This is a genomic window from Catellatospora sp. KI3, assembly GCF_029948125.1.
Classification (GTDB): domain Bacteria; phylum Actinomycetota; class Actinomycetes; order Mycobacteriales; family Micromonosporaceae; genus Catellatospora.
Genome location: NZ_JASAMB010000024.1, coordinates 17,566 through 38,100 on the forward strand (window position 1 = coordinate 17,566; position 20,535 = coordinate 38,100).

Sequence of the window (20,535 nt, forward strand, 5' to 3'; positions counted from 1 at the left end):
GCACATGCCCAGCCGCTCGCCGCGTAAGGGCTCGGTGCGCGACATCGCCGCCGAGACCGGCCTGTCGATCGCCACCGTGTCCCGGGTGCTGAACGGATACCCGCACGTCGCGCCCCGGACCCGCGACCTGATCCAGCGCACCGCCGACCGGCTGCGCACCCGGGGGACCGATCCGGACGGCGCCGCCGGGGCGCGCGACATGTCACCGCGACCGGTCTACGTACGCTGCCCCTACCAGCTCACCGACTACTTCGGCCTGATCGTGTCGTCCATCGCCGAGACGCTGTCGGTGCACGGCCGCCGCCTGATGCTCGACGCCGGGCAGAGCGCGCAGAACGAGAACGTGCTGCCCACCCTCGCCGACCGGGTCGACATCGACGGCGCGATCCTGATCCTGCCGCCGGAACCCAGCCGCGAACTCGTCGCGCTGCGCGCCACCGGCCTGCCCTTCGTCGTGGTCGACCCGCGCACCCCGGCCCCCCGCGACATCCCGGCCGTGTCGGCGGCCCACTTCGCCGGAGCCCGCGCGATGACCGCCCACCTCGTCGAACTCGGGCACCGCCGCATCGGCGTGCTGGCCGGTCCGGACAACTGGCTCGCCGGGCAGGCCCGCCTGGCCGGCCACACCTCCGCGCTGGCCGACGTCGGCTTCCTCACCGACCCCGCCCTGGTCCGCTCCGACGAACCGACCATCGAGTTCGGCCACCGCGCGGCCGGGGAGCTGCTCGACCTGCCCGACCCGCCCACGGCCCTGGTCGGCTTCAACGACAAGGCGGCGGTCGGCGCGCTCGCGGCCGCCGCCGAACGCGGGCTGCGCGTGCCGCAGGACCTGTCCGTCACCGGCTTCGACGACATCGACCTCGCCCAGGCCACCGCGCCGACGCTGACCACGATCCGCCAGCCGCTGCGCGAGATGGGCCGGATGGCCGTCAGCCTGCTGGTCCGCCTGCTCGACCGGCACCAGCTCGACGCCCTGCACCTCGAACTCTCCACCGAACTGGTCGTACGCGGCTCCACCGGCCCCGTGCCGGTCCGCTGACATACGCCGATCCGGCGCACCCCCGGGACCGGGGCGCGCCGGATCTGTGCCCGCCCGGCCTACCGGACGAGGTCGCGGGCGGGAAGCAGCAGCCGGACACCCGGCGGCACGTCCAGCGTGGTGGCGAGCTGCGGGCCGTGCCGGCCCTCGTGCCCGGCGGGCAGCAGGCACGCGTCGGCGGCCGTGCAGTCGTCGCAGCAGTAGGGCAGCTGGATCAGCGACCGCATGCCCGCCGTGTCGTCCCACAGCAGCCACCACGCGGCGTGCTCGTCCGGGCCGATGCTCTGCAGGAAACCGGCGTGGTCGGTGCCGTGCCCCGACTGCAGTTCGCAACTGAGCTGCCGGGGCAGCTGATACTGGCCGTCGGGCTCGGCGGCCAGGAACGCGTACAGGCCGTTCGGGACGGCGATTCCGGCGTGGCACTGCGGGTACATCGGGCTCCTCCTCCATGACGGCCCTGGGCTGGCGTTGTCATCCACTCGATGCCCGCCGGTCCGGGAACGAAACCGACAAGGCGCCCAAGTTATTCGCCGACCCCGCTGTGAACAGGGCATATACGACTGATAAAGATCTGCTCGGACCGTCGCGGCCGACGTGCCGCGGCGGATCCCGGCGCGCTTAAGCTCGACCGGGCGCAGCAGCCGGGAGGCGGACGATGTCGGGTTATCTGTGGGTCGACCACGCGGCCCCCGAGCACGAGCGCGCGGCCCGCGTCGGCGGCCGTGTGCGGATGCCGCAGCCGCGCCCGCCGTGGCTGGTGGTGTACGAGCACCCCGGCCGGATCCTGGTGAACCGCTGGCCGGGGCGGCTGCTGCTGGTGGAGATCGCGCCCGCCGAGTCGGCCCCGGAGCGGGAGGCGCTGGCCGCCGAGACGGCCAGGATCCGCCCCGGCGCCGGTTACACCCATGCCGTGTCCGTCGACGTGGTCGCCGAGCTGTCCCCGGCGCTGCCGTTCGGGCCCGGCGGCGAGGCGGTGGTGCGAGTGGTCGAGGCCGCCCGGGCACTCGACGAGCCCACGGCGCACCGGCTGGCCGCCGCCCGCGACCCCGGCGCCGCGGACGGCTACCGGAGCGCCTGGCGGCGCTGGCAGGAGGGCAGCCGCCCCGACGGTCCGGGATCGCCGGTCGGCTCCGGACTCGGGCTGCTGCACCAGCTCGTAAAGGCCGGAGCCCAGTCGCGTGGCGGTGCGGACGCGTGGGTCGTCGACGGCGACGGCGAGGAGATCGTGGCCGAACCGTGGGCGTCGGCCGGCGCCGCGCTACGGGAGGCGGCGGTGGCGTACGGCGCCCCCGACCTGCTCGACAGCGCCGCGGGCGCGGCGCTGTCGACAGCCTGGAACGCGGTCTACGGCCGGATGCCGTGAGCTGTCAGCTTGACGTCGGCCGGTTCGTACGGCGGCTGAGGATCAGCTCGGCCACCAGGGCGGTCCAGCCGGTCTGGTGCGAGGCGCCCAGCGCCGCGCCGTCGTCACCGTGGAAGTACTCGGGGTAGATCAGGCGGTCGCGCCAGTCCGGGTGGGTCTGCAGCAGCTCCGTGCCGCCGTAGAGCGGGCGGCGGCCGTCGCGGTCCCGCAGGAAGATGCCGATGAGCCGCTCGGACAGCTCGTCGGCGATCTCGTTGAGGGTGCGCCGGGTGCCCGACCTGGTCGGGCACTCGAACGTCGCCGAGTCGCCGAGGAAGTCGCCGAACTGGTTGAGCGCGCTGATCAGCAGGTAGTTCACCGGCATCCAGATCGGGCCGCGCCAGTTGGAGTTGCCGCCGAAGGTGCCGATCGTGGACTCCGCCGGTTCGTAGTCGACGGTGTAGTCCTGGCCGCCCAGGCTGACCACGAACGGCTCGGCCGCGTGGGCGCGGGAGATGCTGCGCAGGCCGTACGGGCTGAGGAACTCGGTCTCGTCGAGCATCCGGGAGACGATCGGTTCGAGCTGGTCCATCGTGACCATGGACAGCAGCCGGTGCCGCCGGCCGTCGGAGTCGGCCCGGTTCTCGCCGATGACCGCCGCGTGCGCGGGTTTGTGGTCCATGAACCATTCGACCCGGCGCGCCAGCTCCGACAGCCGGCCGAACGTACCCTCGCGCCAGGTCACCGTGGCCACCAGCGGGATCAGCCCCACGATGGAGAACACCCGGATCGGGATCGGCGCCCCGCCGCCGATCCGGATCGTGTCGCAGTAGAAGCCGTCCTTGTCGTGCCACAGTGTCCGCGCCGACGAGGCGATGTAGGCGAAGTGCTCGAAGAACTTCGTCGCGACGTCCTGGTAGCTGGGGTTGCGCATGGCCAGCCGGGCCGCCATCTCCAGCAGGTTCGCCGCGTACATGGCCATCCAGCCGGTGCCGTCGGACTGCTCGAGCTGCCCGTCGACGGGCAGCGGCGCGGAGCGGTCGAACGGGCCGATGTTGTCCAGCCCGAGGAATCCGCCCGCGAAGACGTTGTCGCCGTCGGAGTCCTTGCGGTTGACCCACCAGTTGAAGTTCAGCATCAGCTTGTGCATGATCCGTTCGAGGAAGCCGTAGTCGCGGGCGCCGTCGAGGTCGAACACGCGCAGCGCCGCCCACGCGTGCACGGGCGGGTTGACGTCACCGAACGCCCACTCGTACGCCGGGAGCTGGCCGGTGGGGTGCATGTACCAGTCCCGTACCAGCAGCAGCAGCTGCTCCTTGGCGAACGCGGGGTCGACGCGGGCGATCGCGACGCAGTGGAACGCCAGGTCCCAGGCGGCGAACCACGGGTACTCCCAGGGGTCGGGCATGGAGATGACGTCGGCGGCGGCCAGGTGCCGCCAGTCGCAGTTGCGCCCGTTCAGGCGGTCGCTCGGCGGGGTGAGGGTGGTCCGGTCCCCGTCCAGCCACAGGTCGACGTCGTAGCGGTAGTACTGCTTGCCCCACATGAGCCCGGCGATGGCGCCGCGCACGACCCGGGCCTCCTCGTCGGTGGTCCCCGCCGGGGTCAGGTCGGCGAAGAACGCGTCCGCTTCGGCCCGCCGATCGGCCATGACCTGGGCGAATCCGTCCCCCAGGTCGGTGCTGCCCGCAGCGGGCTGCGCCAGCCGGAGACGGATCCGGCGGGACCCGCCCGCCGGGACCTCCAGCACGTAGTGCAGCGCCGCCTTGGTTCCGGTCAGCGCCGGATTGACCGTGTCGGCGCCGTGCACGACATGGTCGTTGATGCCGTCCTTCGGGTACGCCGAGCGGCCCGGCACCTGCCACAGGCGCTCGGTGTTGGTCTCGTTGTCGCAGAACAGGGCCGTGGGCTCGCCGTCGCCGACCAGTTCGAGGGTGCCCAGGCCCTCGTGGCGGGCGGTGAGGCGGCCTCCGTGGCCGGTGATCGAGGGGACCGCGTCGTGCCGGGCCCGCCCCCAGGCCCAGGTGTTGCGGAACCACAGCGTCGGCAGGACGTGGATCGTCGCCGGGTCGGGCCCGCGGTTGGCGACGGTGACGACGACGCACATGTCGGTGGGGGAGGCCTTGGCGTAGTCGGCGGTGACCGACCAGTAGCGGTCGTCGGCGAAGACGCCGGTGTCGATCAGCTCGAACTCGGGCTCGTCCCTGCCCCTGCGGCGGTTCTCCTCGACCAGCTCCCGGTACGGGAACTCCGCCTGCGGGTAGTGGTAGCGCCAGCTCATGTAGGAGTGGGTCGGGGTGGAGTCCTCGTACCACCAGTAGTCCTTGACGTCCTCGCCGTGGTTGCCCTCGGCGCCGGTGAGGCCGAACATGCGCTCCTTGAGGATCGGGTCCCGGCCGTTCCACAGCGCCAGCGCGAAGCAGAAGCGCTGGCCGTCGTCGCAGATCCCGGCCATGCCGTCCTCGTTCCAGCGGTACGTCCGCGACCGGGCGTGGTCGTGCGGGAAGTACGACCACGCCTCGCCGGTCGGGCTGTAGTCCTCGCGCACCGTGCCCCAGGCGCGTTCGGACAGGTAGGGGCCCCACGCCCGCCACGGCGCGGTACCCGAGTCGGCCTGGGCGAGCCTGTCCTTCTCGGAACTCTGGTCACACTTCGACGTCATTTGTCCATCATCGGCAGCGGCGGACGAACCCGGAGCCGGATTCGCGTTTCCCAACCATGATCACCTCCCGGCCGACCGGGGTCGGCAGTTCATCCATGGCTATCAAATTGAGAGACATGGATTTATGATCCAAGCTTTGACAAGTCCCGAACTGGAGGTCCATCTGATGCGGCGTATCCCGAAAGTCCTGCTGGTGGCGCTGGTCGCCGCGGCCGCGGCCGCACTGCCGGCCGCCCCGGCGCACGCCGACTCGTGGTCTGGCGTGTTCATCGAGAGCAGCCTGTCCGGCACCTGCGTCGCCGTGCCCGACGCTGTCGACGGCTCCGCCGCCACCCAGGAGATCTGCCTCGACGTCAGCACCCAGCTGTGGAACGTCGTCGAGATCACGTCCGGGAAGTACCGGATCGTCAGCTTCGGCACCGGCAAGTGCCTGGCCGGGGTCGGCACCGCCACCGGATCACCGGTGCGGCAGCTGACCTGCGACGGCGGCACCGCGCAGCAGTGGTACGGCAGCGGCACCGGCAACACGCTGCGGTTCACCAACGTGGTCAGCGGCAAGTGCCTGTCCCGGCCCAGCAAGGACCCCGGCACCGCGCTGGTCCAGGGCACCTGCGTGACGCTGTACGCACAGTGGCGGCTGCTCTACTGACCGGGAGACCGGGGCACGGTCCGCAGGGCACGTGCCCCGCACAGGCATGGCAGGGCGAACGGCTGGGTAGAAGCGCCGCAGGATCCGCCATAATTCGTCATCCGTGCCACCCCCGGCACGAGTGAGCGTGGAACGAGGTCGCGATGCCCGCCGCCGCCCGCAGCCAGCAGGCACGTGCCCTGGTCGCCGACGCCGAGCAGACCCTGCGGGCCACCCGGACCGTGCTCGACGCCGAGCAGGACCTCGTCACGGAGATCCGCGACCTGGCCGACGCGCACCGCCGGCGGCTGCTCGACGAACGCCTCCACCAGGTCGACGTGGCCCGGCTGCGGGAAGCGGCCGGAGGTCGGCTGCGCCTGGGGTCGCTGCAGGCCGCCGGGTTGACCACGGTGGGCCAGCTCATGGACCAGCGCCAGCAGCTGCACCGGTACCCCGGCGTCGGACCGACCACGGTCGCCCAGATCGAGTCCGCCATCGCGGCCCTGGCCGAGTCCGTCGAGGCGGAGACCGTCCTGCGGCCCGACCCCGACCGGCGCTCGCCGGAGGACACCCACCTGCTGCGCTCACTGCACCGGCTGCTGACCGCCCGCCGGCGGGTGCGCCCGCTGCTCGGCCGGGCCCGGGAACTGCGCGACGCCGTCACCCCCCACGTCGACGGCGCGCGGCTGGCCAACAGCCGCTGGCGCAGCCTGTTCCGGGGGCGCCAGGGCAGGCTGGCCGACCGGGCCGCACTGGCCGACCTGGAGACGGCGCTGCGCTCGCCGCGGCTGGAAGCCGCCCGCACCAAGGTCCTCGCCGCCGCGACGGCCCTGGTGCAGGAGCCGACCGCCCAGCAGCTGTGGCGCAAGTACCAGACCGACGCCGCCACCTACCTGACCCTGCTGGCCGAGGTGACCGGAGGCCAGCCCGGCGGGCCGGGCCCGGCCGGACACCTGCCAGCCGACGCCGCCGACAGCATCGACCGGCTGCGCCTGGACACCAGCCTGCTGAAGTCGGCCCTGCGCGGCTACCAGTCCTTCGGCGCCCGGTTCATGCTCGTGCAGCGGCGGGTGATCCTGGGCGACGAGATGGGTCTGGGCAAGACCGTCGAGACGCTCGCGGCCATGTGCCACCTGGCCGCGGGCGGCGCCCGCCACTTCCTGGTCGTCTGCCCGCCGAGCCTGGCCGGGAACTGGATGCACGAGATCAGGCGCCACTGCAAGCTGACCCCGCGCCTGCTCTACGGCACCGACACCGCCAAGAACCTCGCCGCCTGGCGCGCCCAGGGCGGCGTGGGCGTGACCACGTACACCGCACTGGACCGGTTGGACCTCGGTGATGCCGACGTCGCCATGGCCGCCTTCGACGAGGCCCACTACATCAAGAACCCGACCACCAAGCGCACCAGGCACAGCCGCGGTCTCATCGAGCGGGCCGAGCGGGTCACCCTGCTGACCGGCACTCCGCTGGAGAACCGGGTGGCGGAGTTCGCCGTGCTCACCGAGCACATCAACCCCGCCGTCGCCCGGGACGCCGCCGCGGCGCCGTCGGCGGAGGCGTTCCGGCAGGCCATCGCCCCGGCCTACCTGCGCCGCAACCAGTCGGACGTGCTCGCCGAGCTGCCCGGCCGGATCGAGACCGTGCAGCCGGTGTCGCTGGCCCCCGACGAGCTGGCCGCCTACCGCAAGGCCGTGTGGGAGGGGCACTTCATGACCATGCGCCGGGCGACCTTCGGCGACCCGGCCCGGACCTCGACCAAACTCGACCACGTCCGGCAGATCGCTGACGAGGCGCTGGCCGAGGGGCACAAGGTGCTGGTGTTCTCGTACTTCCGCGACGTGCTGACCGCGATCACCGGGGCGCTGGGCGCGCGGGCGCACGGCCCGCTCACCGGCACGACCCCGGCGCTGCAGCGCCAGCAGGTGGTGGACGCGTTCAACGCCAGCCGCCGACCCGCGGTGCTGGTCAGCCAGATCGAGGTCGGCGGGGTCGGGCTGAACCTGCAGACCGCCTCGGTGGTGATCCTGGTCGAGCCGCAGTGGAAGCCCAGCACCGAGGAGCAGGCCATCGCGCGCTGCCACCGGATGGGCCAGGTCCGGCCGGTGCAGGTGTTCCGGCTGGTCGCCGAGGACACCGTGGACACCGCCATGCGCGAGCTGGTCGCGGGCAAGGCCGCGCTGTTCGACGAGTACGCCCGGCCCAGCGCGGCCAAGGACGCCAACGCCCAGGCCGTCGACGGGGCCGACAACGACAGCAAGCGCGGCGCCGCCGAGCGGCAGATCATCGAGCGCGAGCGGGCCCGGCTGCGCGAGGCGGGCGACGACTGAGCTCAGCGCCGGGGCGGGGCGGTGCTGCCCCGCACGGTCAGGGTGGTCGCCAGCTCCAGTCCGATCTGCGGTGTCTGCTCGCCTCGGCCCAGGGCCAGCGCCAGTTCGGTGGCGGCCACCGCCATCTCGGTGAGCGGCTGGCGGACCGTGGTCAGCGCGGGATCGACCAGCGCGGCGAGCGGCAGGTCGTCGAACCCGACCACGCTCAGGTCCGCCGGGATCCGCAGGCCCAGTCGCCGCGCGGCCTGGTAGACGCCGAGCGCCTGCAGGTCGTTGCTGGCGAAGATCGCCGTCGGCGGGTCGGGGCGGTTCAGCAGGGCGAGCCCCGCCGCCTGGCCGCCGTCCAGGGTCAGCTCGGCCCGCGCGACCAGGCCGGGATCGGTCGGCAGCCCGGCGGCAGCCAGCGCTGAGCGGTAGCCGTCGACCCGGGCCTGGCAGCACAGGAGCTGCTCCGGCCCGGCGACCATCGCGATCCGGCGGTGTCCGAGTTCGACCAGGTGGCGGGCTGCCGACCGGCCGCCGGCCCAGTTCGTGGCACCGACGAAGGGGACACCGTCGGGCAGTTCGCTGGTGGGGTCGACCACGACGAAGGGGATGTCCCTGGCCCGCAGCTGGTCCCGCTGGTCCGCCGACAGCTGGGCCACGGTCACGACGCAGGCGGGACGCCGGGACACCGTGTCGTCGATCCAGTAGCGGATCGCGCCGCGCTGCGGGCCGAACGCGGTCAGCACGACGCCCATGCGCTGCTCCCGCGCCACACGCTCCACCCCGCGGATGATCTCCATGCCCCACATGTGCTCGAGGTCGTCGAAGACGAGCTCCATCATGTTGCTGCGCACCGACGGGGTGGGTCGGCGGTATCCGTACCGGTGGACGAGTGCCTCGACCCGGGCGCGGGTGTCGGCGGCCACGCCGGAGCGGCCGTTGAGGACCTTGGACACCGTCGGGATCGACACCCCGGCGGACTCGGCGATGTACGAGATGGTCACCGGCCCGCCGGGTACGGGTGCGGTGTCCGTGACCGGCTCATCCGGCTCGGTGTGCGGCAACCCGGCCTCCTCCGTCGTGACTCGCGCGGTGTCTGGTCGGACCTGGACGTGGCCCGGGTCCGCTCACGGCGCAAGGATAGCCTCGGGCGCCGGGTCCGGAGCGGCCTCGATCGGCTCGTAGTCGAACCAGTCGAACCGCACCGTGCCGGCGGCGGCGTACACGCCGAGCACGCGGCCGGTGAACCCGCCGGCCACCTCGGTCGACAGGTACCGGCCGTCGAGCTCCGCCAGCACGTCGAACGTGCCGTCGGCCGCTTCGACCCCGAGCCGGACGCGGTCCGGCTCCTTGCGCGGATGCCAGTCCGGCTGGGCCGAGGCGATCACGTCGATCCGCAGGCGGACCGGCCCCGAGGGCACGGTACGGGTGGCGGCGGTGGCCCGCAGCGACGACGCGCGCACGGCCACGTCCACCCGCCCGCCGCCGGCTTCGACCTCGTAGTGGTGGTCCTCGTCCAGGCGCACGGCGAGCCCGCCGCGGCCCTCGGCGGCGTCGAGCAGGGTCCGGACGGTGCAGGACAGGTGCTGCTGGCGGCGGCCGACGAACATGACGTCGGGGTGGTCCAGCGACGCGCCGCGGGCGCGCAGCGTCAGCCAGCCGGGCCGGTCGGTCAGCGAGCACAGCTCGTCGGGCCGGGACCGGACGGAGATCCAGCGCGGATGCAGGCGGGCCGTGTCGAAGTCGTCGCGGGGCGCCGGTGCCGCCACCGGGTACGCCGGCCACGCGGGCGCCGCCGGCTCCGGTGCGACGCGCCCGACCACCGGCCAGCCGTCGGCCCAGGTCACCGGCGCGAGGAACGTCTCCCGGCCCAGGACGTGCCAGCCCGGGGTGCCGCCACGGGGGCGTACGCCCAGCAGCACCATCCACCACGACCCGTCGGGCGCCTGGACCAGGTCCGCGTGCCCGGTGTTCTGGATCGGATGGTTGAGCCCGCGATGGGTCAGGATCGGATTGGCGGGGCAGGGCTCGAACGGTCCCCCGGGGCCGGGGCCGCGCGCCACCGAGACGGCGTGGCCGCGCTCGGTGCCGCCCTCGGCGATCAGCAGGTACCAGTGCTCGCCGATCCGGTAGAGGTGGGGAGCCTCCGGCGCCTGCGCGTCGGGGCCGCCGGACCACAGCCGCCGCGCGGTGCCGGAGGTCCGGCCGGTGTGCGGGTCCAGGCGGACCTGTTCGATCCCGGCGTAGGTGCACCAGCACTGGCCCTCGTCGTCCCAGGCCAGATCCGGGTCGATGCCGGGGATGCCGGTCCGGATCGGCTCCGACCACGGCCCGGCCGGGTCGGTGGCCGTGAACAGCATGGTGCCGCCGCCGGGCGCGACGTTGGTGGTGATGAGCCAGAAGCGGCCGTCGTGGTGGCGCAGGGTGGGTGCGTAGACGCCGCCGGAGGACGGTGTGTCGGCGGGCAGGTGCAGCTGGCTGGGCCGGTCGAGGGCGTTGCCGAGCAGCTCCCAGTGCACCAGGTCGCGGCTGTGCAGGATCGGCACGCCGGGGAAGTACTCGAAGCTGGAGCAGGCCAGGTAGTAGTCATCGCCGACCCGGCAGACGCTCGGATCGGGGTGCATCCCGGCGATGACCGGGTTCTGGAACACGCCGTCCGGCCAACCGTCGGAGGTGGCGGAGTGCGGTGCGGGCACGGTGTCCAAGGGAAGAAACTTTCTGTTCTAGCGACGACACTTTCCAGGCGCAGGGTAGTGACAGCCGACGACAGGGTCAACGGACCGATGTGGATACAGGCGGGGCGGCGCCAGTCTCAAGTGTTCGGAGGAGCATCGTTGCATTGACGTACGTGGTGGAAAGGCGTAGCGTCCGGCCAGAAACTTTCGGGCCGAGGCGCGAAGGTTGGTGCGCTGTGGAGCCAAGCAGCGTCGCGGGAACAGGGGCAGCTGACCGCGAGCGATCGAAGACGCGAGCGTCACGCGCCCACCGGGCCGGGTGCTGACGCCGCGTCGTCAACGACCCCACTCCGCAAAGGATGATCTCCATGACCCTGCAACACCTGCGGCGAGTCCGATGGCGGGCCGCCGTCGTCGCGGGCGGCACCGCCGCCGTGCTCCTGGCCGGTATGGCGGCAGCGGTGAGCGCCCAGGCGGCCGCCGGCTGCCGCGCGGTCTACGCCGTTTCGGCCCAGTGGCCGGGCGGCTTCACCGCCAACGTCGAGGTCACCAACCTCGGCGACCCCGTCAGCGGCTGGAACGTCAAGTGGACCTTCCCGTCCGGCCAGCAGGTCACCCAGGCCTGGAACGCCGCGGTCAGCGCGGCCGGCGCCCAGCAGACGGCGACCAACCTCAGCTACAACGCCGCGATCGCCACGAACGGGAAGGCGTCGTTCGGCTTCAACGGCTCATGGTCCGGTAGCAACACCGCCCCGGCCTCGTTCGCCCTCAACGGCGTCACCTGCACCGGCACCGTGGGCGGCTCGCCGTCGCCGACGGTCAGTCCGTCGCCCCGGCCCTCGGCGTCGGCCTCGCCCTCGGCGTCACCGTCCACGTCCCCGCAGCCGAGCAACCCGATGGCGACCGTCGCGGCGATGCAGCCCGGCTGGAACCTCGGCAACACCCTGGACGCCATCCCGGACGAGACCGCCTGGGGCAACCCGCTCACGACCCAGGCGCTGCTGCACCACGTACGCGGCCAGGGCTACAACAGCATCCGCATTCCGGTGACCTGGAGCAACCACCACGGGCCGGGCCCGGCGTACACCATCGACGCCGCCTGGCTGAGCCGCGTCCGCCAGCTCGTCGACTGGTCGCTGGCCGAAGGCTTCTACGTGATGATCAACCTGCACCACGACTCCTGGCAGTGGATCAACACGTACCCCACCGACCGGGCCGGCGTCCTGGCCCGCTACAGCGCCCTGTGGACCCAGCTGTCCAGCACGTTCCGCGACCACTCGGCGCGGCTGGTGTTCGAGAGCATCAACGAACCGCAGTTCGCCGGCACCACCGGCGACGAGCAGAACTACCAGGTGCTGAACGAACTGAACACCGAGTTCGTACGGATCGTGCGCCAGTCCGGCGGCGGCAACGCCAACCGGCTGCTGGTGCTGCCCACCCTGTTCACCAACGCCGACCAGGGCCGGCTCGACGCCCTCACCGCCACCTTCACCCAGCTGCACGACCCCAACCTGGCCGCGACGGTGCACTTCTACGGCTGGTGGCCCTTCAGCGTCAACATCGCCGGCGGCACCCGCTACGACGCCTCCGTGGAGCAGGACCTGACCGGCACCTTCGACCGCGTGCACGCCACGTTCGTCGCCCGCGGCATCCCGGTCATCATCGGCGAGTGGGCCCTGCTCAACTGGGACCACAACCGGCCCGGCATCATCGAACGCGGCGAGTTCCTCAAATTCCTGGAGGCGGTCGGCTACCACGCCCGGACCAGGTCGCTCACCACGATGCTCTGGGACGCGGGCCAGTTCCTCAACCGCAACGACCTGACCTGGCGCGACCCGGGTGTGTTCGCGATGATGCGGGCGAGCTGGACCACCCGCTCGGGCACCGCCTCCGCCGACCAGGTGTACGTCCCCCGCACCGGAGCCGTCACCAGCAGGGCCCTCACCCTGAACCTCAACGGCACGACCCTGCGCGGCCTGCGGCAGGGGAGCACCGACCTGGTCAGCGGCACCGACTACACGGTGTCGGGCAGCACTCTCACCCTCAGCGCCACGGCGCTGACCAGGCTGGTCGGCAGCCGCGCCTACGGCGTCAACGCCACCATCGAGGCGCGGTTCGCCCAGGGCGAACCCTGGCGCATCGACATCATCACCTACGACCCGCCCACCCAGGCCGCGGCCACCGGCACCACCAGCGGGTTCGCCATCCCGACCCAGTTCCGGGGCGACCAGCTCGCGACCATGGAGGCCAGGTACGCCGACGGCACCAACGCCGGTCCCGCCGACTGGACCTCGTTCAAGGAGTTCTGGACCCACTTCCAGCCCGACTACGCCGCGAACACCATCACCCTGAAACCGGAGTTCTTCGCCGAGGTCCGCGACGGCACGCTCACCCTCACCTTCCACTTCTGGAGCGGCACGCAGGCCACGTACCGCGTCACGAAGTCAGGCACTGCGATCACCGGCAGCGCCTCCTGAGAGCGGGGGCGTCGCCGTGACCGCGGGGAGCGGTCGCGGCGACGCCCCCGCAGCCGTGCGCCCGCTGGTCGCCTGGTCTAGTGTCGTCAGCTCGTGGGCCGGGTGCCCGCGCGACCGGACAGGAGGCTGAGGTGGGCGGGACGACCGTGGCGGAGGTGCTGGCCGAGCTGGCCGCGCTGGAGGACCCCAGGGCGCGGGAGGTGAACGAGCGGCACGGCGACGACCACGGGGTGAACCTGGGCAGGCTGCGCGAAGTGGCCAAGCGGCTGAAGACGCAGCAGGACCTCTCCTGCGAGCTGTGGGCGACCGGCGACACTGCGGCCAGGCTGCTGGCGCTGCTGATCTGCCGCCCGAAGGCGTTCGACCGCGACCAGCTGGACACGATGCTGCGCCAGGCGCGCACCCCGAAGGTGCACGACTGGCTGGTGAACTACGTGGTGAAGAAGCATCCGCAGGCCGAGGAGCTGCGCCTGCGCTGGTTCGCCGACGCCGACCCGGTGGTCGCCAGTGCCGGCTGGGCCCTGACCACCGACCGCGTGGCCAAGGAGCCCGAGGGCCTCGACCTGGCCGGGCTGCTCGACCTCATCGAGGCGGGGCTGCGGGACGCCCCCGACCGCCTGCAGTGGGCGATGAACCACTGCCTGGCCCAGATCGGGATCGAGCACGCGGGGCACCGCGCCCGCGCGATGGCCATCGGTGAGCGCCTGGAGGTGCTCAAGGACTACCCGACGCCACCGAACTGCACCTCGCCGTTCGCCCCCATCTGGATCACCGCGATGGTGCGCCGCCAGGAAGGCGGCTGAGGCATGGAGAAGTACGACGCCAAGAAGGCGCACCGGACCCTGTACGCGCCGCCCGCGAAGGACTTCGTCGAGGTGGACGTGCCCGAGCTGCGCTACCTGGCGGTCGACGGCCACGGCGATCCGAACACGTCCCGGGCGTACGCCGACGCGGTGGAGGCGCTGTTCACGGTGGCGTACACGCTGAAGTTCGCGAGCAGAAAGGGCCTCGACCGGGACTTCGTGGTCGGGCCGCTGGAAGGACTGTGGCGCGCGGCCGACCCGGCCGCGTTCGCCACCCGGGACAAGGACGCCTGGGACTGGACCATGCTGATCAACCGGCCGGACTGGATCACCGATGACCTGGTCCGGTCGGCGGTCGCGCAGGCCGGCGCGAAGAAGGACAACCCGGCGCTGAGCGCGCTGCGGCCGCTGGTCCTGACCGAGGGGAGGTGCGTCCAGATCCTGCATGTCGGCTCGTACGACGACGAGGCGCCGATCCTGGACCGCCTGCACCGCCGCTACCTGCCCGACCATGGACTGACCTGGAACGGCGACCACCACGAGATCTACCTCAGCGACGCGCGGCGCACCGAGCCGGCCAAGCTGAAGACGGTCCTCAGGCAGCCGGTTCGACCACGCGATTAAACGTTCCGTTTAAAACATTCCGTTGACAACGTGATGTTCACTCGCTTGACTGGTCACATGACTGAACCGGACCCCTTCGTCCCCTTCGACTCCGGCCGGGCCCGGGCGCAGCGCGACTTCGCCGCGCTCACCCGGCTCGCCGAGCGGCACGCCGCCACGGAGAGCCGGCGTCGGCGCTGGACCCACGCACACGTGCTGGACCCGTACGAGGCGGTGTCGCTGTCGCTGTCGCTCGCGGCGGGCTCGGCGCTGCCGGAGCCGGGGGAGGAGCCGTTCGACGAGGCGGACCTGACCGCAGCGCTCACGCTGCTGCCCCGGGTGCGGGCCGACCTCGACGCCCTTGAGGCGGGCCTGCTCGACCTGGCGAGGCAGCGCGGCCTCACCTGGCAGGCGATCGCCTTCGGGCTCGGGCTGGGCACCGCCCAGGCGGCCCGGCAGCGGTATGAGCGGCTGACCGGCCGAACCCGCCCGGCGACCGGGTAGGCCGCTCAGGCGGAGTCCACGACCAGGGAGTATCCGACGATAGCGGCAGGTATGACCGTCTTTCGGTAAACACGGCATTTGCCCGATGACGGTGAGCGGAGCATCCTGGGACGAAAGCTGCGGTGGTCGGAGGTATCCGTATGTCCGCTGATGTCATGACCGGCGAGGACGCCGTGCCCGGCGATGAGCCACCGCACAAACGTGCCCGCCACCGCGCCTGGCTGGCCTACGCGGCCCTGTCGGCGGCTCTGCTGGCCTGCTACGCCGCCGCCGACGGCCACCGCCTGGCGCAGGCGGTCGTCTTCGCGCTGGCCAACCTCGCCGCCGTCTTGGCCATCCTCATCGGCATCCGGCTGCACCGGCCCGCCCGGCGGGCACCCTGGTACCTGCTGGCGGCCGGGCAGGCGGCCTACCTGCTCGGCAACCTGCACTGGTACGTCGCCGCGGCCGTGGCCGACCGCCCACCCGTCTTCCCGTCGCCGGCGGTCGAGGCCTTCCTCCTGTCGTACCTGCTCAACACCCTGGCGCTGCTGCAGCTGATCCGGGCGCGGCGGGCCAGAGGGGACTGGTCGGCGCTGCTCGACGCGCTCATCGTCACGATCGCGTTCACGGCCGTGAACTTCACCGTCGTCGTCGCGCCCATGCTGAACACGACCGAGCTGGCGCCGAAAGCCCAGCTCCTCGCGGGTGTCTACCCGTTCCTCGACATGATCTTCCTGGTGCTGGCGGCCAGGTTGTTCTTCGGCGCGCAGGACGCCCGCGGCTCGCTGACCGCCCTGGCCGCGTGGGCAGCCGTGCTGCTGCTGGCCGACATGGCCTACGGACTGCAGCAGGTCCAGGGCACCGAGAGCGAGGCGGACGCGCCCTTCTACGGCTACCTGCTGTCGTACCTGTTCGTCGGCGTGGCCGCCCTCCAGCCGGGGATGCGCGACCTCACCACGCGCCGGGAGCGGGCGCATGCCGCCGGACGGGTCAGGCTCGCCGCGCTGGCCCTGTGCGGACTGGCCGTGCCCGCGCTGGTGATCGACTCGGTCCGGCACGCCGAACTGGTCGAACCGATCGTGCTGGCCTGCGCCTCGGCCCTGATGTTCCTGCTGCTCATGCTGCGGGTGGGCGACCTGCTGGCCAAGGCCGTCTCGACCGGGCGCCGGGAGCAGGCCCGGCTCCAGCAGTTCCTGGAGGCGGTGCCGATCGGGGTGTCCGTGCGCACCGCCGACACCGGCGAGCCCGTGTACGCCAACCAGGTCGCCGGCCGCATCCTCGGCTACGACCCCGGCGAGGTCGCCTCGCCGGAAGAACTGCCCGACGCCTACATCAGCGGCACCGGCGAACCGTACACACCCGAGCGGCTGCCTCTGGTCCAGGCCCGGCAGGGCCGCACCGCCAGCGTCGACGACCTCGAAGTTGAGGTCGACGGCCGGCGCCGCCGGCTGAAGGTCGTCGCGACCCCGATCCGTGACGGCGACACGATCAGCTACATCGTGGTCGCCATCTCCGACATCACCACCGAGCGGCGGATGGCCGAGGAGCTGCGGCGGTTGTCCTCCGTCGACGAGCTGACCGGGGTCGACAACCGGCGCGGCTTCCTGCTCGCCGCCCGCACCGAGCTCACCCGCGCCCAGTCGGCCCGGCGCCCCGCCGTGCTGCTCTTCATCGACCTCGACGGGCTCAAGGCGATCAACGACACGTACGGCCACAGCGCCGGTGACGACGCCATCCGGACCACCGCCCGGCTGCTGCGGGCCAACACCCGCCGCCACGACGTGCTGGGCCGGATCGGCGGTGACGAGTTCTGCGTCCTGCTGACCGAGGCGAGCACCGCCGCCGACGCCGGACTGTGGGCACGGCGGCTGCGCGAGCAGGTCGACCGGCACAACGACTCGGCCGGGCAGCCGTACCGGCTCGCCGTCACGGTCGGGGTGTCGGTGTTCGACCACGACAGCTCGGCCACGCTCGAGGAGCTGATAGACCACGCCGACGCGGCCATGTACCAGGCCCGGGAGCTGGACGACCGGCAGGGGCCGAAGGGGCCGGTGCGCATCCACGGCCTGCCCCGCGTCACCCACGAACGCCGCCGCTCCGGCTGCTGACACCCCGCGCGACCTGAAGCGACGGTTTCGGGGAAAGTGCGGGAATCCAGGCCGGGATTCCAGCACTCTCCCCGAAACTGCTCCGTGCTTCCTGCGCGGGTGCGCGGGTGCGGTCAGCGGAGGTCGAAGCGGTCGGCGTCCATGACCTTGGTCCAGGCGGCGACGAAGTCCCTGGTGAACTTCTCGCGGGCGTCCTGGCTGGCGTAGACCTCGGCCAGCGCCCGCAGCTGCGAGTTCGAGCCGAAGACGAGGTCGACGGCCGTGGCGGTCCACTTCACCTGGTCGGTGGCCACGTCGCGGATCTCGTACACGTTCTCCTCGGCCTCCGACGCCTTCCAGCGGGTGCCGGGCGACAGCAGGTTGGTGAAGAACTCGTTGGTCAGCACGCCGGGCCGGTCGGTGAGCACGCCGTGCCGGGCGCCGCCGACGTTGGCCCCGAGGCTGCGCAGGCCGCCGAGGAGCACCGTCATCTCGGGCGCGGTCAGGTTCAGCATGTACGCCCGGTCCAGCAGCAGCACCTCCGGCTGGGTCTTCTCGCCCTGGCGCAGGTAGTTGCGGAACCCGTCGGCCCGCGGTTCGAGCACCCGGAAGGACTCGACGTCGGTCTGCTCCTGGGTGGCGTCGGTGCGGCCCGGGTGGAACGGCACGTTCACCTCGACGCCGCCGTCGCGGGCGGCCTTCTCCACCGCTGCCGAGCCGGCCAGCACGATCAGGTCGGCCAGCGAGATCTTCGCGCCGCCCGCGTCGTTGAACTCCCGCTGGATGCCCTCGAGGGTACGCAGGACGCCCGCCAGCTGCTCCGGCTGGTTGACCTCCCAGCTGCGCTGCGGCTCCAGCCGCAGCCGTCCGCCGTTGGCGCCGCCGCGCTTGTCGGTGTACCGGAAGCTCGCCGCGGCAGCCCAGGCGGTGCCGACCAGCTGCGGGATCGTGAGTCCGGAGTCGAGCACCTTCGCCTTGAGCGCGGTGATGTCGGCGGCGCCGACCAGCTCGTGGTCGACGGCCGGGACCGGGTCCTGCCACAGCTGCGCCTCGGGCACCCACGGGCCGAGGAAGCGGCTGACCGGGCCCATGTCGCGGTGCAGCAGCTTGTACCAGGCCTTGGCGAAGGCGAGGGCGAACTCGTCGGGGTTCTCCAGGAAGCGGCGGGAGATCTTCTCGTACGCCGGGTCGACGCGCAGGGACAGGTCGGTGGTGAGCATCGTCGGCTTGTGCTTGCGCGACGGGTCGTACGCGTCGGGGATGATCTCCTCGGCGTCCCTGGCGACCCACTGCTTGGCGCCGCCGGGGCTGGTGCTGCGCTCCCACTCGTACCCGAAGAGGATCTCGAAGAACCGGTTGCTCCACTGCGTCGGCCGGTCGGTCCAGGTGACCTCGAGGCCGCTGGTGATCGTGTCGGTGCCCTTGCCGCTGCGGTTGCTGCTCAGCCAGCCCAGGCCCTGCGACTCCAGCGGGGCGGCCTCGGGCTCCGGGCCGACGTGGTCGGTGGCGACCGCGGCGCCGTGGGTCTTGCCGAAGGTGTGGCCGCCCGCGATGAGCGCCACGGTCTCCTCGTCGTTCATCGCCATCCGGGCGAAGGTCTCGCGGATGAAGTGCGCCGCGGCGGCCGGGTCGGCGTTGCCGTTCGGGCCCTCGGGGTTGACGTAGATGAGGCCCATCTCGGTCGCGCCGACCCCGGCGACCATCTCCTTCTCCGAGACGTAGCGCTCGTCGCCGAGCCAGGCGTCCTCCGGGCCCCAGAAGATCTCCTCGGGCTCCCACACGTCCTCGCGGCCGAAGCCGAAGCCGAAGGTCTTGAACCCCATCGACTCCAGCGCCACGTTGCCGGCCAGGACCAGCAGGTCGGCCCAGGAGACCTGCTGGCCGTACTTCTGCTTCACCGGCCACAGCAGCCGCCGCGCCTTGTCCAGGTTGGCGTTGTCGGGCCAGCTGTTGAGCGGGGCGAACCGCTGCCCGCCGTCGCCGGCGCCGCCGCGTCCGTCGTGGATGCGGTAGGTGCCCGCGGCGTGCCAGCTCATCCGGATCATCAGACCGCCGTAGTGGCCGAAGTCGGCCGGCCACCAGTCCTGCGACGTGGTCAGGACGCTGATGATGTCCTGCTTGAGCGCCGCGACGTCGAGCTTGGCGAACGCGTTGGCGTAGCTGAAGTCGTCGGCCAGCGGGTTGCCCTTGGCGGAGTGGGCGTGCAGCACCGACAGGTCGAGCTGGTTGGGCCACCAGTCCCGGTTGGTACGCGGCCGGCCGCCGGTCTTCGGCGTCGGCGACGCGATGGCCGGGTTCTCACTCTCGCTGCCGTGCGCGGTCGCGGAGTCGGGCGCGACCGGGCAGCCGGCCGCCGCCTTCTCGTCCACGCCCTGCGGGCTGGCGGGCGCGTTGTCCTGGGTGTTGCTCATCTCTTCCTCCGGACTGCTGGATCATCGGACCGGTGATCACGGACTGCTGATCATCGGGAACTGCGGTCGGTCGCGCAGCCGGGGCAGGTGCCCCAGTAGACGACCTCCGCTTCGTCGACCACGAAGCCGTGGTCGTCCGAGGCGGTCAGACAGGGCGTGGCGCCTACGGCGCAGTCGACGTCGGCGATGGCGCCGCAGGCGCGGCATACGGCGTGATGGTGGTTGTCGCCCACCCGGGACTCGTAGCGGGCGCTCGACCCGGCCGGATGGATGCGCCGCACCAGACCGGCGGTGGTGAGCGCGCGCAGCACGTCGTACACCGTCTGGTGGGAGACCCCGGGCTGCTCGGTGCGCACCAGGGTGATCACGGTCTCGGTGTCGACGTGCGGGTGGTCGCGCAGGGCCGCCAGCACCGCCAACCGGGGCCGGGTCACGTGCAGGCCGACGGCCCGCAGCTGCGCCTCGAAGTCCGACGTCATACCGTCAAATGCCACTCATCTGGAACAATTCAAGTTTACTTTCGCGATATTACTGGCGATCTCGCATGATTGGGGCTACTTCTCAGCATTTTTACGGCACCGGCGGACCGCGACCACTGCCGGACACGCCGCTTCAGGCCGAAGTCCGAGTTCGTCCCACCCGCTGGGCCTACCCGGGAACAGGCGGGAATAACCTGGGCGGCCCCGTTGTCAAGCATGGACACGAGAGAGGGGTATCGATGGCCACCACTACCGACTACGACGCGCCACGCGGCAGCGTCGTGGAGGACGACAGCCTGGAGGAACTTCAGGCACGCAGGCAGACGCCCAGCTCAGCAGTGCTGGACGTGGACGACCTCGACATCGCCGAGTCGTTCACGCTGGCCGGTGCCGAGCAGCTCGACGAGGAGCTGACGGTCACGGTCGTGCCGATGCAGCTCGACGAGTTCCGGTGCGAGCGCTGCTTCCTGGTCCGCCACCGCAACCAGCGCAGCCAGCCGGGGCGCGACGTCTGCCGCGACTGCAGCTGAA

The 20,535-nt window shown here is 72.0% G+C and carries 16 protein-coding genes; 10 read left to right on the plus strand and 6 right to left on the minus strand.

Annotated elements, in window-relative coordinates; all coding sequences use genetic code 11:
* Positions 1–4 precede the first annotated feature (4 nt).
* Positions 5–1,039 (plus strand): LacI family DNA-binding transcriptional regulator, encoded by a 1,035-nt coding sequence (locus QEZ54_RS29735; protein WP_281308052.1) that lies wholly within the window; start codon positions 5–7, stop codon positions 1,037–1,039.
* A 59-nt stretch (positions 1,040–1,098) separates the two neighbouring features.
* Here the strand turns inward: QEZ54_RS29735 and QEZ54_RS29740 are convergent, their stop codons facing one another.
* Entirely contained in the window at positions 1,099–1,473 is a 375-nt protein-coding gene (locus QEZ54_RS29740) for a hypothetical protein (protein WP_281308053.1), read from the minus strand.
* 221 nt (positions 1,474–1,694) lie between these two features.
* On the opposite strand from QEZ54_RS29740, the gene QEZ54_RS29745 reads away from it, so the two are divergent.
* On the plus strand, positions 1,695–2,402 hold the full coding sequence (locus tag QEZ54_RS29745; protein ID WP_281308054.1) for a hypothetical protein: 708 nt from the start codon (positions 1,695–1,697) through the stop codon (positions 2,400–2,402).
* Between the two features lie 4 nt (positions 2,403–2,406).
* Here QEZ54_RS29745 and QEZ54_RS29750 read toward each other — a convergent pair whose 3' ends face one another.
* Positions 2,407–5,043, minus strand: coding sequence for a glucosidase (locus QEZ54_RS29750; RefSeq protein ID WP_281308055.1), 2,637 nt, complete (start codon positions 5,041–5,043; stop codon positions 2,407–2,409).
* A gap of 136 nt (positions 5,044–5,179) precedes the next feature.
* Here QEZ54_RS29750 and QEZ54_RS29755 point away from each other — a divergent pair, with 136 nt between their 5' ends.
* Positions 5,180–5,692 (plus strand): RICIN domain-containing protein, encoded by a 513-nt coding sequence (locus QEZ54_RS29755; protein ID WP_281308056.1) that lies wholly within the window; start codon positions 5,180–5,182, stop codon positions 5,690–5,692.
* A gap of 143 nt (positions 5,693–5,835) precedes the next feature.
* Positions 5,836–7,998: a DEAD/DEAH box helicase gene (locus QEZ54_RS29760; protein ID WP_281308057.1), complete on the plus strand. Its 2,163-nt coding sequence runs from the start codon at positions 5,836–5,838 to the stop codon at positions 7,996–7,998.
* Between the two features lie 2 nt (positions 7,999–8,000).
* Here the strand turns inward: QEZ54_RS29760 and QEZ54_RS29765 are convergent, their stop codons facing one another.
* Both QEZ54_RS29765 and QEZ54_RS29770 read right to left on the minus strand, forming a co-directional pair.
* Complete coding sequence (locus tag QEZ54_RS29765) at positions 8,001–9,047, minus strand: LacI family DNA-binding transcriptional regulator (RefSeq protein WP_281308058.1); 1,047 nt, start codon at positions 9,045–9,047, stop codon at positions 8,001–8,003.
* A 63-nt stretch (positions 9,048–9,110) separates the two neighbouring features.
* A complete protein-coding gene (locus QEZ54_RS29770) occupies positions 9,111–10,679 on the minus strand; it encodes a glycoside hydrolase family 43 protein (RefSeq protein ID WP_281308059.1) in 1,569 nt (522 codons plus the stop codon).
* 347 nt (positions 10,680–11,026) lie between these two features.
* Between QEZ54_RS29770 and QEZ54_RS29775 the strand changes: the two genes are divergently transcribed.
* The 5 genes from QEZ54_RS29775 (at position 11,027) to QEZ54_RS29795 (ending at position 17,135) form a co-directional block, all read left to right on the plus strand.
* Positions 11,027–13,135 carry a cellulase family glycosylhydrolase gene (locus tag QEZ54_RS29775; RefSeq protein ID WP_281308060.1) on the plus strand — a complete coding sequence of 703 codons (2,109 nt, stop codon included), beginning with the start codon at positions 11,027–11,029 and terminating at the stop codon, positions 13,133–13,135.
* Positions 13,136–13,266: 131 nt separating this feature from the next.
* Positions 13,267–13,938, plus strand: a complete 672-nt coding sequence (locus tag QEZ54_RS29780) for a DNA alkylation repair protein (protein ID WP_281308061.1) — start codon at positions 13,267–13,269, stop codon at positions 13,936–13,938.
* A 3-nt stretch (positions 13,939–13,941) separates the two neighbouring features.
* Positions 13,942–14,562 carry a GyrI-like domain-containing protein gene (locus QEZ54_RS29785; protein WP_281308062.1) on the plus strand — a complete coding sequence of 207 codons (621 nt, stop codon included), beginning with the start codon at positions 13,942–13,944 and terminating at the stop codon, positions 14,560–14,562.
* A gap of 57 nt (positions 14,563–14,619) precedes the next feature.
* Complete coding sequence (locus QEZ54_RS29790) at positions 14,620–15,045, plus strand: DNA-binding protein (protein WP_281308063.1); 426 nt, start codon at positions 14,620–14,622, stop codon at positions 15,043–15,045.
* 140 nt (positions 15,046–15,185) lie between these two features.
* Positions 15,186–17,135 carry a diguanylate cyclase gene (locus tag QEZ54_RS29795; protein WP_281308064.1) on the plus strand — a complete coding sequence of 650 codons (1,950 nt, stop codon included), beginning with the start codon at positions 15,186–15,188 and terminating at the stop codon, positions 17,133–17,135.
* A 113-nt stretch (positions 17,136–17,248) separates the two neighbouring features.
* Here the strand turns inward: QEZ54_RS29795 and katG are convergent, their stop codons facing one another.
* Both katG and QEZ54_RS29805 read right to left on the minus strand, forming a co-directional pair.
* Positions 17,249–19,525: a catalase/peroxidase HPI gene (katG, locus tag QEZ54_RS29800; RefSeq protein WP_281308065.1), complete on the minus strand. Its 2,277-nt coding sequence runs from the start codon at positions 19,523–19,525 to the stop codon at positions 17,249–17,251.
* 50 nt (positions 19,526–19,575) lie between these two features.
* Complete coding sequence (locus tag QEZ54_RS29805) at positions 19,576–20,004, minus strand: Fur family transcriptional regulator (RefSeq protein WP_281308066.1); 429 nt, start codon at positions 20,002–20,004, stop codon at positions 19,576–19,578.
* 239 nt (positions 20,005–20,243) lie between these two features.
* Between QEZ54_RS29805 and QEZ54_RS29810 the strand changes: the two genes are divergently transcribed.
* A complete protein-coding gene (locus tag QEZ54_RS29810) occupies positions 20,244–20,534 on the plus strand; it encodes a DUF4193 family protein (protein WP_281308067.1) in 291 nt (96 codons plus the stop codon).
* Position 20,535: the final 1 nt, after the last annotated feature.